The following is a 13,509-nucleotide window of genomic DNA, read 5'->3' as shown; positions in this document are numbered from 1 at the left end:
AAGCCCAGGCTCCACCATCCGTCCGCACTTGAATTTGTGCACTCGAGGCGCACATCTTCCCCATGACTGCCACATCCTCCGATCCTACCAGCGATAGCCGCGTGACCGTTTGGTTCGATGGTGCGCGCCCGCTTTGCCAGCGTGAAATATCGCTGATGCGCAAGCTCGATCGGAAGGACGCCATTCATTTCATCGACGTCGCCGAAAATGGCGATCCGAATTGTCCGATCGATCAGGGAATGCTGCTTGAACGGTTTCACGCCCGTGAAAACGGGACAATACTGGACGGCGCGGCGGCGTTCGGGGCGATGTGGCGGGCGATCCCGGCGCTGCGCCCGCTCGGACTGATTGCGCGCAATGGGCTGGTGCTGCGTGTCCTTGAGCGGCTTTATGTATGGCACTTGCGCGTCCGACCGCGTTTGCAGCGGCTTGCGCGGCGACTGGGTTAGGCGCCCGATAAACCGCTTGCCCATCGCCGCCGTTCTGGTTCACTCTCGCTGCAACGATTTCTTCGGGAGAGAACACCAGATGCGCAATTTCGGCGGGATGCAGAACGAGATCTACAATGCCGGACTGAGCGGACAACTGCCGCGCTTTCCGGTCGATTTTGCGACGCTGGAAATGCGCGCTCACGAAGCGCTTGGACCGATGCTCACCAATTACGTCGCAGGCGGGTGCGGCGATGAGCACACGCAGGACACCAACGCCTCCGCTTTCCATCATTGGGGCATGGTCCCGCGCATGATGGTCGACTGCGCCGAGCGAGACCTCTCGGTCGAACTGTTCGGGCAGACCTTCGACGCGCCGCTGTTCATGGCGCCCATCGGCCTCAACGGAGAGGCTACGCAGGACCAGCACGGCGACATGGCGGCGGCCAAAGCGTCAGCCATGACCGGCGTTCCGTTCTGCGCCTCGACGCTGTCCAACGACCCGCTGGAGGACGTAAAGAAAGCTTGCGGCGATACGCCTGCCTTCTTCCAGCTCTACACTCCGCGCAACCGAGAATTTGCAGAGAGCCTGATCGGGCGCGCCGAGAATGCGGGCTATTCCGCGCTCGTCGTCACGCTCGATACGTGGGTGACTGGCTGGCGGCCGCGCGATCTCAACGCCTCCAATTTCCCGCAGCTGCGCGGCAAGGTTCTCACCAACTATTTCTGCGATCCGATCTTCCGTTCGTTGCTGGACAAGCCGCCCGAAGAAGATCCGGCAGCGGCTATCGGGATGTTCGCGCAAGTCTTTGGCCAGGTGCTGACCTGGGAGGACATGAAATGGTTCAAGTCCGTCACCAAGATGCCGATCGTGCTCAAGGGCATCTGCCATCCCGACGACGCGCGCCGCGCGGTCGATACCGGGGCCGATGCGATTTACTGCTCCAATCACGGCGGACGACAGGCCAATGGCGGTATTGCGACGATCGACCTCCTCGAGGACATTGTAAAAGCCGCTGGCGACGTGCCGGTCCTGTTCGACAGCGGCATCCGGTCGGGGTCCGATGCGATCAAGGCCATCGCGCTCGGCGCAAGGGCGGTCGGCGTTGGCAGGCCCTACACCTATGGCCTCGCGATTGGCGGGGCCGAGGGTACGGCATGGGTGCTGCGCTCCATGCTGGCCGAGGCAGACCTGCTGATGGCAGTCAACGGCTACCCGACGCTGGACGACGTGAGGGCCGCCGGAGCGTACCGCACCGATCGCTGACCCGGATCAACCGCCGGATTTTGCAACGGTGACGAGCTTGGTTTCGGTGTAGCCAAGATAGCCCTCGACCCCGCTTTCCGATCCAAAGCCGCTATCGCCAACGCCGCCGAACGGGGTTTCGGGCGAGCCGACCGCGAAGTGGTTGATCGCGACCATGCCCGCACGCAGCGAATTGCCAAGATAGTGGCTTTCATCGAGGTCGGCGGTGAAGGCGTAGGCCGCAAGCCCGTAGCGCAGCGAGTTCGCGGTCCGAACTGCGTCTTCGATAGAGTCATAGGGCACGATCCCCGCGACTGGTCCGAACGGTTCTTCTGTCATAAGGCGGCTGTCGGCTGATGGCCCCGCGACAACGGTGGGCTGAAAAAAGTGTCCCGCGCCGTCTAGGGCAGAGCCGCCCGCGACGATCTCACCCTTGTTGCCGCCCATCGAACCCATCAGATTCTCCATTGCCGCCACGCGTCCCGCATGGGCGAGCGGCCCCATCTCGACGCTGTCATCCGCGCTCGCATCGCCGATCTTGAGTGCCTGCGAGCGCGCAGCAAACTCGCTCACAAAGCGGTCATAGATCCCGCGCGCGACAAGGAAGCGCGTGGGGGAGACGCAGACCTGCCCGGCATTGCGAAACTTGGTTGCGGCGCAGGCCGCCACAGTGCGCTCGAAATCCGCGCTTTCGCCGATCACGACCGGCGCATGTCCGCCCAGCTCCGCAGTGAAGCGCTTAAGGCCCTGCGCGGCCAGCGCGCCAAGCTGCTTGCCTACCGCAGTCGAGCCGGTGAAGCTGATCTTGCGCATTGCGGGCGCTGTGATGAGGTGCTCGGAGATCATCGCCGGATCGCCAAAGACCAGGTTGATCGCGCCGCTGGGCACGCCTGCATCGGTGAAGCACTGGACCAGCAATTGCGCCGAGCCCGGAGTCGTTTCCGCAGGTTTGAGAATGCAAGAGCACCCCGCCGCGAGTGCGCCTGCGAGCTTTTTTGCGGGCAGATTGATCGGGAAATTCCACGGCGTGAAGAGCGCGGCGGGACCAATCGGCTCCTGCGTCACGCGCTGCTGGAGCAGGTTGGGGCCGCGCACCGGCACGAGCCTGCCGCCCTGCCGCTTCGCCTCCTCTCCCAGAAAATCGATCAGGTCCGCCGCGCCGGTCGTTTCCCCGAGCGCCTGTGCGCGCGGTTTCCCGACCTCCAGCGTCACCACCCGCGCAATGTCGGGCGCGCGTTCGCGTAGCAATTGGGCGGCGCGGCGCAGGATCTTGTGACGCTCCGCGCCCGGTGTCGCGGCCCATTTCGGAAAAGCCTCATCCGCTGCCGCGACGGCTGCATCGAGCTGCTCGGCAGAAACCTTGGGGCAATCGCCCAGCTTTGCTTCGGTCGCCGGATCTCGCGACCGGCATGGTGCCTGCGCCGCCATCGGAGATCCATTCGCCGCCGATCAGCATCTTGAGGGTGGGATAGGCAGTCATTCGGGCGTTCCTCTTGTATGATACGGATGACATGCTGGACAATGTGTCACCCGTATGATTTACGATCAAAGCACTGAAAAATAGAAATTATAGGCTTGTTGGATACGCTTGACACTTCTCCAACATTGGCAATCGTAATCTCCATTCGGCGTAGCATCGCCTTGTCATGAAAACGGCGTAGTAGGAAAGCCCCGCGGGCTCAAAACCCCATTTGCCGGATCGACAAAGTTTGCTCAAGATTGTAACATTCTTGCGCACCGGCTAGCGCCTAGCCGCCCGAGTCCCGTAGGAGAATACAATGCTCATCGGCGTTCCCAAAGAGATCAAGAATCACGAATACCGGGTCGGTCTCACCCCCGAGGCTGCGCGTGAATATGTGACCAAGGGCCACGGCGTCATCGTTGAAAGCGGCGCCGGGCTCGGGATCAGCAAGACCGATGAGGATTACGAGAAGATCGGCGCAACCATCGTCGATACGGCTGGCGAAGTGTTCGCCCGCGCGGACATGGTGGTCAAGGTCAAGGAGCCGCAGCCGAACGAATGGACGCAGCTGCGCGAAGGGCAGATCCTGTTCACGTACCTGCATCTCGCCCCCGATCCCGAGCAGGCACGCGGCCTGATGGAATCGGGTGTGTCGGCGGTCGCGTACGAAACCGTGACCGCGCCCGACGGATCGCTGCCCCTTCTTGCCCCGATGAGCGAAGTTGCCGGGCGTCTCTCGATCGAGGCAAGCGCCCAGGCAAGCCACAAGAACAATGGCGGGCGCGGCATTCTGATGGGCGGCGTTCCCGGAGTTCTGCCGGCCAAGGTCGTGGTGATCGGCGGCGGCGTCGTCGGCACTCAGGCCGCGCGCATGGCGGTGGGACTCGGCGCAAATGTCGAGATCCTGGACCGCTCCTTGCCGCGTATCCGCGAGCTGGACGACATGTTTCAGGGCCGCGCCACCACGCGCTATTCCAACGCGGGCACGATCGAGGACGCCATAACCGAAGCCGACGTCGTGATCGGCGCCGTGCTCGTCCCCGGTGCCAGCGCGCCGCGCCTGATTAGCCGCGACATGCTGCCGCTGATGAAGCACCGCGCGGTGATGGTGGACGTCGCGATCGACCAGGGCGGCTGCTTTGAGACGTCCAAACCGACGACGCATGAAAACCCGACCTACCTTGTCGACGACATCATTCACTACTGCGTCGCCAACATGCCGGGCGCTGTTCCGCACACCTCAAGCTATGCGCTGAACAATGCAACATTACCCTTCGGCCTCGCGCTTGCGAACAAGGGTATTGCGGCGCGCGAGGACGATCCGCACCTCGCTCTCGGGCTGAATGTGCATAAGGGCAAGATTGTAAATTCTGCAGTCGCGGAGAGCTTAGGTTTCTGATTGTTGCATGAATTAGAACACCTGGTGTGAGCGTTTCGCGGGATTTCGAGGCGCTCAGGCACTAGATATCGGGCAATCAATGGAGAGCCCCGCCATGCAACAATTCGATACCCGTCCACTGGTTCGGCAGGTCAACTGGGATGCCGAGCTAGACACGCATGTCGCGCCGCAATCGGCGAGCGACCGGATTGCCTTTGCCTTCGTGAAGCTGCTGCGTTTTTTTGCCGATGCGTTCTTCTCGCAGCGCTATGGCCACCGCGCCGTCGTGCTTGAAACGGTCGCCGCTGTCCCCGGCATGGTCGGCGGGCTGTGGCAGCACCTGCGCGCGCTGCGCAACATGCGCGATGACGATGGCTGGATTCTGCACACTGCTTGATGAGGCGGAGAACGAGCGGATGCACCTGATGACCTTTATCGAGGTTGCTCAGCCGAACCGGTTCGAACGCGCGCTCATCATTGCCGTGCAGATGGTGTTCTACAACTTCTACTTCTTCCTCTACCTGCTCGCGCCGCGCACTGCGCACCGCGTGGTCGGATACTTCGAGGAAGAGGCCGTTTTCAGCTACACCCAGTATCTCGCCGAGGTCGATGCGGGACGTCATGAAAACATACCCGCACCGCAAATTGCCATCGATTACTGGCAGCTGCCGAGCGACGCGCGCCTGCGCGATGTCATCATCGCCGTGCGCGCGGATGAGGCTGAGCACCGCGACGTGAACCACTGCTTCGTGAACAAGATCGACGAGCGCCGCGAAGGCAATATCGCTCGGCGCCGCTCGCTCGAAAAGGGTTAGGCTGCGACCACCGTCTGCTCGATACTGCCGAAGATCGAGTGGTTGTCTGCATCGCGCATCTCGACCTTCACCGTGTCGCCTGCGCGCATGAACCGGGTACTTGGTTCGCCGTCGCGGATCGTCTCGATCATGCGAATCTCCGCGATGCACGAATAGCCCAGGCCGCCCTCCGCCACCGGCTTGCCCGGACCGCCATCTTCGCCCTTGTTCGAGATGGTGCCCGACCCGATGATCGATCCTGCGCACAGCGAGCGGGTCTTTGCCGCATGGGCGACCAGCTGCGCGAGGTTGAAGGTCGCATCCTCGCCCACTTCGGCGCGGCTCGAACGGTTCGCCATTGTAGTTGACCATCAGTGGCAGGTGGATGAGGCTGTCCTTCCACGCTTCGCCCAGCTCGTCCGGCGTGACCGCGACGGGGGAGAACGCGCTGGCAGGCTTGGACTGGAAGAAGCCGAAACCCTTGGCAAGTTCACCGGGGATCAGGCCGCGCAGGCTCACATCGTTAACCAGCATGACCAGCTTGATGTGCTTCGCTGCGTCTTCGGCGGTCACGCCCATCGGCACATCGTCGACCACGACCGCAACCTCGCCCTCCATGTCGCAGCCCCATGCCGGATCGCCCAGCGGGATGTCGGCGCGCGGGGGCAGGAAGCCGTCGCTGCCGCCCTGGTACATCAGCGGATCGTGGTAGAAGCTGTCGGGCACCTCGGCATCGCGCGCTTTGCGCACCAGTTCGACGTGGTTGATGTAGGCGGAGCCGTCCGCCCACTGATAGGCGCGGGGAAGCGGCGAATGAGCCTCGCGTTCGTGAAACCGTTCGCACGGCACCGCCTCATGTTCGACGTCGGTTGCGAGCAGTTCCAGCTCAGGCGCGACGCGCTCCCAGTTATCGAGTGCGCGCTGCATCGTCGGCGCGATGTAGCCGGCGGCGCAGCAGCGGGTGAGGTCCTTCGACACGACGACGAGCTTGCCGTCGCGGGTTCCATCCTTGAGCGTTGCGAGTTTCATGAGGCTTTTGCCTTTCTGTCGGTCAGTTAAGCGGGGTTGTCGGGTTGGTTGTTCGGATGCGCGCGCTGAAACGCGGGCAGGGCAAGGCAGGCGGTCTCGATCCGGCAGATATGCGGGCTTTCCGACAGGTCGTAATGGAACCGGCGAGCATTGTAGATCTGGGGGATCAGCACAGTTTCGAACATGCCCGGCTTATCCAGCAGGAAGTCGCCCGCGCCGAGCTGCTCCAGCCGCGTCTCCACCGGCATCAGCGCGCGTTTGAGCCAGTGGCGATACCAGTGGTCCACGACCCGCTGTGAATGGCCGAGCGGGTCTTTCAGGTATTTGAGCACCGGCAGGTTGAGCGGCGCGTGTAGTTCTGTCGCGATAGCATAGGCCAGTTCGCGCACGGTGTAGCGGTCCTCGATATCGGCGGGCAGCAACGGGTTGTCGGGATAGGCCTCGTCCAGCCATTCCAGCATCGCCATCGACTGCGCACGGTCGCGGCCATTCGCCTCAAGCATGGGCACACTCGCAAACGGGTTGCGGCTGGTGAAAGCCTCGCCCTTTTGCACCCGTTCCAGCAGGTTCACCGGGTCCTGTTCATACTCCAGCCCCTTGAGTTCAAGCGCAATCCGCAGCCGGTACGAGGTCGATGAGCGGTAATAGCCATAGAGCCTCATCGTCATCGAACCCTCTCCTTCCATGAGACACATGAGACAGTGTCCAGGACCCAAAAACCCGCTCTCCCGATGCCGCGCTCTGGCGCAGTCGTTTCGGCGGGCAGTATCACTCTCATACCATCGCTATAGCCGCCGTCACGCATGTAGGACAGCGCGCGGAGTGCAGCGAAGAGGCACGTTCACCCAAACGCCGCGATCCCGGTGATCGCGCGGCCCAGGATCAAGGCATGGACATCGTGCGCGCCTTCATACGTGTTCACCGTCTCGAGGTTCACCGCGTGGCGGATCACCTGGTATTCCTCGGAAATGCCATTTCCGCCGTGCATGTCGCGCGCCTGACGGGCGATATCGAGCGCCTTGCCGACATTGTTGCGTTTCACGATGGAGATCATGTCGGGCGCGAACCGGCCTTCGTCCATCAGGCGTCCGACGCGCAGGGAAGCCTGCAGGCTCAGCGCGATGTCGCTCATCATGTCGGCAAGCTTTTTCTGGTAAAGCTGCGTCGCGGCGAGCGGGCGACCGAACTGCTTGCGGTCGAGTCCGTATTGGCGCGCGGCGCGCATACAGAATTCCGCCGCCCCCATCGCGCCCCACGAAATGCCATATCGTGCGCGGTTGAGGCAGCCGAACGGACCTTTCAGGCCCTGAACATCGGGCAGCAGCGCATCGGCGGGAAGCTTGACGTCTTCCATCACGATCCCGCCCGTAGTCGAGGCGCGCAGTGAAATCTTGCCTTCGATCTTGGGCGCGGAAAGCCCCTTCATGCCCTTTTCGAGGACGAAGCCGCGAATGCCGCCGCCATGTTCTTCGGACTTGGCCCAGACGACGAAGACGTCCGCGAAAGGCGAATTGGAAATCCACGTCTTTTCGCCGCTGATGACGTAGCCATCACCGTCTTGCTTCGCGTGCGTTTTCATGCCCGCAGGGTCGGAACCGGCATCGGGTTCGGTCAGGCCGAAACAGCCGATCAGTTCGCCCGAGGACAGGCCGGGGAGATATTTGCGGCGTTGTTCTTCGGAACCGTAAGCGTGGATCGGATGCATGACGAGGCTCGACTGCACGCTCGCCATCGAACGGTATCCACTGTCCACCCGCTCGATCTCGCGCGCGATCAGGCCGTATGCGACATAGGACGCGCCGACGCCGCCATATTCTTCGGGGATCGTTGCGCCAAGCAGGCCCGCCTGTCCCATCAGCGGGAACAGTTCAGGTGCGGACGTCTCGTTGCGATACGCCTCGATCACGCGCGGCTGCAATTCGCTCTGGGCAAATGCGTTTGCGGTGTCGCGGATCATCCGCTCGTCTTCGGTCAGCTGGCTTTCGAGATCGAAGGGGTCTTCCCAATTAAACGGCACCATTCCGGCCACAAGTTACTCCTGAAACTAGTTTATTCGGCTCTTTCGCAGCTTGGACTGCGCGGGGCAAGCTTGGACTGCGCAGAGCGGGGTGGGTGTGAGCGCTGCTGCCTGCGCGGCGCTCAATACCCTGCGCCTGCCCGTCCTTGCGCATTTCGGTTGCGCCGGTCAGCACGCCCGTTTCGGGGTCGCGGGCGATGGCCTGGTATCCGCCGAACATGATCCCGTTGGTGACCACGCGCACGTTGTGTCCCATCGCCTTCAATGCTTCTACCGTCTCCGCCGGAATGCCCGCTTCGACATTCAGCGCGCCGAGCGGATCGGCAGCGGGGCCGGTCAGCGGCTCGGTCGGCTGGCGCCCGCCATCGTGATTGATCCGCGCGGCATCGCCTGCCTCCTGCAGGTTCATGCCGTAATCGGCGATGTTGATGAGGACCTGTACGTGCCCCTGCGGCTGCATTCCTCCGCCCATCAGGCCGAGCGTCATGAACGGCTTGCCATCCTTCTTCACAAACGCCGGAATGATCGTCTGGAACGGGCGCTTGCCGGGTTCATAGGCATTGGGGTGGGCGGGATCGAGGCTGTAAAGCTCGCCGCGATCCTGAAACATGAAGCCGAGACCATCGGGTGTGAGGCCCGATCCCATGCCGCGATAATTCGACTGGATCAGGCTGACCATCAGCCCGTCGCCATCGACGACGGTGAGATAGGTCGTGTCGCCTTCACCCTCCAGCTTTGGCTCGATCTCGATCGTGCCGGGCTCGAATTCAGGCGTGGCGCGGGCCGGGTCGATCAGCGCGAACCGCGCCTTGCCATATTCGTCGGTAAGCAGCTGCATGGGAAAGGGCGAGAAATCGGGATCGGCATAGAACCGCGCGACATCGGCGTGGGCGAGACGCTTGGCCTCGGTGATGTAGTGGATGACTTCGGGCGAACCCCGCTCCCACTGGGCAAGGTCCACGTTTTTGAGGATGTTGACCATCTGGAGCGCGGCAAAGCCCTGCCCGTTGGGCGGCAGCTCGCACAGCTCGTATCCGCCGCGGTAGGCAACGCAGGCGGGATCGACCCAGGTGCTGGTGTGATTGGCAAAGTCCTCGAGAGAATAGGCAGAGCCCTGGCGCTGGAGGTAATCGACCATGACCCGCGCGAGCGCACCTTCGTAAAAGGCATCGCGGCCCTCGCGCCCGATCGTCTCCAATGTCAGGCCAAGATCGGGATTGCGAAAAATCTCGCCCGCCTTGGGCGGACCATCGGCGAACCACGTTGCGCGGGCATTGGCAAATTCGAACGGCGTCGTTTGCTGCCGCCGCTCATAAGCCCTCAGCGCGCGGCTGAAATACATGCCGATCACCGGCGCGACCGGGTGGCCTTCGCGGGCGTACTTCACCGTGGGCGCGAGAATGTCGGCCATCGGTGTCGAGCCAAAGCGTTCGTGCATGGTGAACCACGCATCGACGGTGCCGGGAATGGTCACGGGAAGCGCGCCCACCGGCGGTATGCTGTCTGCATCGCCAAGCTTTGCCCTTAGCTCGTCAAGGGTCTGCCCGGAGGACGAGCGGCCCGATCCGTTGATCCCGTGCAGTGTGCCGGTCGCCGGATCGTAGATGATCGCAAACAGATCGCCGCCGATCCCGTTGCCGGTCGGCTCCATCAGCCCGAGCGCCGCGTTGGCCGCAATCGCTGCATCGACCGCGTTGCCACCGCTTTTGAGGATATCGAGCGCCACCTGAGTCGCGAGCGGGTGCGCCGTTGCCGCCATCCCGTTCTCGGCGTGGACCGGGCTGCGGCTCCACGCTGCGCCGACAGGCCTGCCGCCTGCGCCGATCTGTTCACTGACGGGCCGCGCTTCCTCAGTGCCTGCCGGAGCGTCCTGCGCGGACGTCGATGGAGCAATCAGCGCCGTGGCAGCGCAGGTTAAAAGCAGCTTTTTCATGGGTTGTCCTTCGTTCGTATCAGCGCGGGCGATTGGCGAGCAGGTCGTCGACCACGCCCGGATCGGCCAGTGTCGATGTATCGCCAAGATTGCCGGTGTCGTTTTCGGCGATCTTGCGCAGGATGCGGCGCATGATTTTTCCGCTGCGGGTCTTGGGCAGGCCGGGTGCGAACTGCACCACGTCGGGCGTGGCGATGGGTCCGATTTCCTTGCGCACCCACTGCACCAGCTCGCGGCGCAAATCGTCGCTGTCCTCCACCCCGGCATTGGTGGTGACATAGGCGTAGATGCCCTGGCCTTTCACATCGTGCGGCATCCCGACGACAGCGGCTTCGGAGACGAGCGGGTGTTCGACCAGCGCACTTTCGACCTCGGCGGTGCCCATGCGGTGGCCGGAGACGTTGATCACATCGTCGATCCGCCCGGTGATCCAGTAATAGCCGTCTTCATCGCGGCGGCAGCCATCGCCGGTGAAATAGTACCCCGGATACTGGCTGAAATAGGTTTGGAAAAAGCGGTCGTGATCGCCGTAGACGGTGCGCATCTGGCCCGGCCAGCTATCGGTGATGACAAGCGCGCCCGAGGCCGCTCCTTCCAGCACGGTGCCCTTCTCAGGGTCGACCAGGGCGGGCTTGATGCCGAACATCGGCGCGCTGGCGCTGCCGGGTTTGAGGTCGGTCGCGCCGGGCAGGGGAGTGATCATCGCACCGCCGGTTTCGGTCTGCCACCAGGTGTCGACGATGGGGCAGCGGCGTTCGCCCACGACGCGGTGATACCAGTCCCACGCTTCGGGATTGATCGGCTCGCCGACCGAGCCAAGCAGGCGGAGCGAGGAACGGTCGGTTTTCGTCACCCACTCGTCGCCTTCGCGCATCAACGCGCGCAGGGCCGTGGGGGCGGCGTAGAATATCTCGACCTTGTGCTTGTCCACCACCTGCCAGAAGCGGCTGAAGTCGGGGTAGTTGGGCACTCCCTCGAACATGACCTGCGTCGCGCCATTGATGAGCGGTCCGTAGACAACATAGGAGTGACCGGTGACCCAGCCGACATCCGCTGCGCACCAGTAGATCTGACCAGGTGAGTAATCGAACACGTATTCGTGCGTCATACTCGTCCACACGGCGTATCCGCCGGTCGTGTGGAGCACGCCCTTGGGCTTTCCGGTGGAGCCGCTCGTGTAGAGGATGAACAGCGGGTCTTCGGCGTCCATCGGCTCTGCCGGGCAATCGGGCGAGGCATCGGACATGGCGTCATGCCACCACTCGTCGCGGCCTTCGCGCATGGGGATCTCGCAGCCGGTGTGGCGGTAGACGATTACGGTTTTCGCGGGCGCTTTTTCGAGCGCGGCATCGACATTGGCCTTGAGCGGCACCGGCTTGCCGCCGCGCAGGCCTTCATCGGCGGTGATGACGATGTCCGACTGGCAATCCTCGATCCGTCCGGCGAGCGCCTCCGGGCTGAATCCTGCGAATACTACCGAATGCACCGCACCGATCCGCGCGCAGGCGAGCATCGCGATGGCGGCTTCGGGCACCATTGGCAGGTAGATCGTGACGCGGTCACCCTTCGCGACGCCGCGCGCTTTGAGGGCATTGGCAAACTTGCATACGCGCAGGTGCAGGTCGTCATAGGTGAGCGCGCGGCCCGGCGTATCGGGATGATCCGGCTCCCAGATAATCGCAGGCGTATCGCCGCTCTCATCAAGGTGGCGATCCAGCGCGTTGGCGCAGATATTGAGCTTTGCGCCAAGAAACCAGCCAATGCGAAAATCGGCCTCGTCGAAGCTCACATCCTTGAGCGTCTGGTAAGGCTCGATCCAGTCGATCCGCTGGCTCTCGGCATCCCAGAAGCCAGCCGGATCGGTCAGCGAGCGCGCATAGCGTTCGGTGTAATCGGCCTTGGTGATCTTGGCAGACCCGGCCCATTCGCTGGGCACGGGGACAATCTCTTCGCTCACGCTACGCTCTCCGTGTGTCTTGCAGGAGAGCCTAGGCGCTTGCGAGGCGCGAGAAAAGGATCATCGAACCGGCCCGGACCGGGCATGGATCAGGCCGCTTCGAGCACCTGGTTCACTGCCTGGATCATGGCCGCTGGCGGGCATGGCTTGGCAAGGGTCTTGGCATGGGGAAAGCGCTCCTGCACTTCCTCGCGCGAATGCCGGCCCGAATGGAAGATGATCGGTACGTTTTCGTCCGCCAGCTTCTGCGCAAGTGGAAAGACGATGCCGTCATCCAGCTCGATATCGAGGATCGCGAGATCGGGTTTTTCTTTCTGGAAGGCGAGCATCGCATCGGAGATTCCGGCGCGCGGACCCTCAATTTCGAAGCCTGCTTCTGCGACGGTATCGCAAAGGTCGAATGCGACAATCAGCTCATCTTCGGCGACCAGAATTCGGTGACTCATTGGCGTATTCCCTGCTCTTGACGTTCTGATCCCATTTGAACGTTAACATAGGGAGAGCAATTAAGTTCCTATCTGAATCACGAATTCTGCCCAAATCTTTCAGAAAAGCCGGTTTGGTCGCCTGCGGCGAGAAATTTTGCCTGCTCGACCCACTGATCGCGGGTGATCCGGCCCTGAAACCGGCCCAGCTTTGCATCGACCCGTTCGATCTCGGCGGCGTCCCATGCCGCGATCTGGTCGAAGCGGGTCACGCCAAGTTCTGCGAGCATGGTGACAAGCTTGGGCCCGACGCCCTTGATCTGGCGCAGGTCGTCGGCCTCTCCCGAAGGAGCGGGGGCAGGCTCAGGAACGGGCTGCGCCGCCGGTTCGGAAACTGGTTCAGACACAGGCTCGGGCACTGGATCGCCAACGGTCGGGGCGACCGATACGCCCGCTTCGGAATCGGCGAGGGCGCCTGCTGCGGCGACCTTGTCCGAATTGGCATTGGCCGACATCTGCCCGACATCCTGTGACACCGATGTCGGCGCGTCGATCAGCGCCTGGTTGCGGGCCGCGCGCTCTGCCCCTTCATCGAGCACGTCGCCTTTGGTCTCGCCAATCACGTCGGTTTTCGTGTTGAGGCGCATCACCAGCCAGATGGCGAGGATCAGCAGGACGAGGCCTATCAGGATGAACGGAAGCGCTTCGGCAAGCATGGGCGACATGGGTCGGTACCTTCTAAGATATGAATCGAGAACTTGCGCCGCCCTTTAGCAGCGCGGTGCGCGAGAGCAAAAGCTGCGCGCGCGAAAAAAGGGCCGGTATGCGCATGATGCACAT

The 13,509-nt window shown here is 62.8% G+C and carries 10 protein-coding genes and 2 pseudogenes; 4 read left to right on the top strand and 8 right to left on the bottom strand.

Translation table 11 applies throughout. The features are described from left to right. The first annotated feature begins 62 nt into the window (after window positions 1-62). Window positions 63-449, top strand: coding sequence for a thiol-disulfide oxidoreductase DCC family protein (locus AC0L39_RS12135; protein ID WP_473258213.1), 387 nt, complete (start codon window positions 63-65; stop codon window positions 447-449). Window positions 450-528: 79 nt separating this feature from the next. Further along, window positions 529-1,695: an alpha-hydroxy-acid oxidizing protein gene (locus AC0L39_RS12130; RefSeq protein WP_473258211.1), complete on the top strand. Its 1,167-nt coding sequence runs from the start codon at window positions 529-531 to the stop codon at window positions 1,693-1,695. 6 nt (window positions 1,696-1,701) lie between these two features. On the opposite strand, the gene AC0L39_RS12125 is transcribed toward AC0L39_RS12130, so the two are convergent. Beyond that, window positions 1,702-3,102, bottom strand: a complete 1,401-nt coding sequence (locus tag AC0L39_RS12125; protein ID WP_473258209.1) for an NAD-dependent succinate-semialdehyde dehydrogenase — start codon at window positions 3,100-3,102, stop codon at window positions 1,702-1,704. A 350-nt stretch (window positions 3,103-3,452) separates the two neighbouring features. Here AC0L39_RS12125 and ald point away from each other — a divergent pair, with 350 nt between their 5' ends. Further along, complete coding sequence (gene ald / locus AC0L39_RS12120; RefSeq protein WP_473258208.1) at window positions 3,453-4,535, top strand: alanine dehydrogenase; 1,083 nt, start codon at window positions 3,453-3,455, stop codon at window positions 4,533-4,535. A 94-nt stretch (window positions 4,536-4,629) separates the two neighbouring features. After that, window positions 4,630-5,329: pseudogene (locus AC0L39_RS12115) on the top strand (alternative oxidase). On the opposite strand, the pseudogene AC0L39_RS12110 reads toward AC0L39_RS12115, so the two are convergent. The 7 genes and pseudogenes from AC0L39_RS12110 to AC0L39_RS12080 all read right to left on the bottom strand — a co-directional run bounded on the left by AC0L39_RS12110 (window position 5,326) and on the right by AC0L39_RS12080 (window position 13,394). Next, window positions 5,326-6,337, bottom strand: a pseudogene (locus AC0L39_RS12110) (fumarylacetoacetate hydrolase family protein). The pseudogenes AC0L39_RS12115 and AC0L39_RS12110 overlap by 4 nt on opposite strands. A 26-nt stretch (window positions 6,338-6,363) precedes the next feature. Beyond that, a complete protein-coding gene (gene maiA, locus AC0L39_RS12105; protein WP_473262371.1) occupies window positions 6,364-6,999 on the bottom strand; it encodes a maleylacetoacetate isomerase in 636 nt (211 codons plus the stop codon). Between the two features lie 179 nt (window positions 7,000-7,178). Beyond that, entirely contained in the window at window positions 7,179-8,357 is a 1,179-nt protein-coding gene (locus tag AC0L39_RS12100) for an acyl-CoA dehydrogenase (protein ID WP_473258206.1), read from the bottom strand. Further along, window positions 8,344-10,287: a gamma-glutamyltransferase family protein gene (locus tag AC0L39_RS12095; protein WP_473258204.1), complete on the bottom strand. Its 1,944-nt coding sequence runs from the start codon at window positions 10,285-10,287 to the stop codon at window positions 8,344-8,346. Before AC0L39_RS12095 ends, AC0L39_RS12100 begins: the two co-directional genes overlap by 14 nt. A 19-nt stretch (window positions 10,288-10,306) precedes the next feature. Further along, complete coding sequence (acs, locus tag AC0L39_RS12090) at window positions 10,307-12,244, bottom strand: acetate--CoA ligase (RefSeq protein WP_473258203.1); 1,938 nt, start codon at window positions 12,242-12,244, stop codon at window positions 10,307-10,309. 89 nt (window positions 12,245-12,333) lie between these two features. Beyond that, window positions 12,334-12,690 carry a response regulator gene (locus AC0L39_RS12085; RefSeq protein WP_473258201.1) on the bottom strand — a complete coding sequence of 119 codons (357 nt, stop codon included), beginning with the start codon at window positions 12,688-12,690 and terminating at the stop codon, window positions 12,334-12,336. Between the two features lie 77 nt (window positions 12,691-12,767). Then, a complete protein-coding gene (locus tag AC0L39_RS12080) occupies window positions 12,768-13,394 on the bottom strand; it encodes a hypothetical protein (RefSeq protein ID WP_473258199.1) in 627 nt (208 codons plus the stop codon). Window positions 13,395-13,509 lie beyond the last annotated feature (115 nt).

It is taken from the genome of Erythrobacter sp. K21-9 (assembly GCF_055808355.1).
Note: the sequence above shows the minus strand (reverse complement) of the source record. Positions and strands in the feature narration are given on the sequence as shown.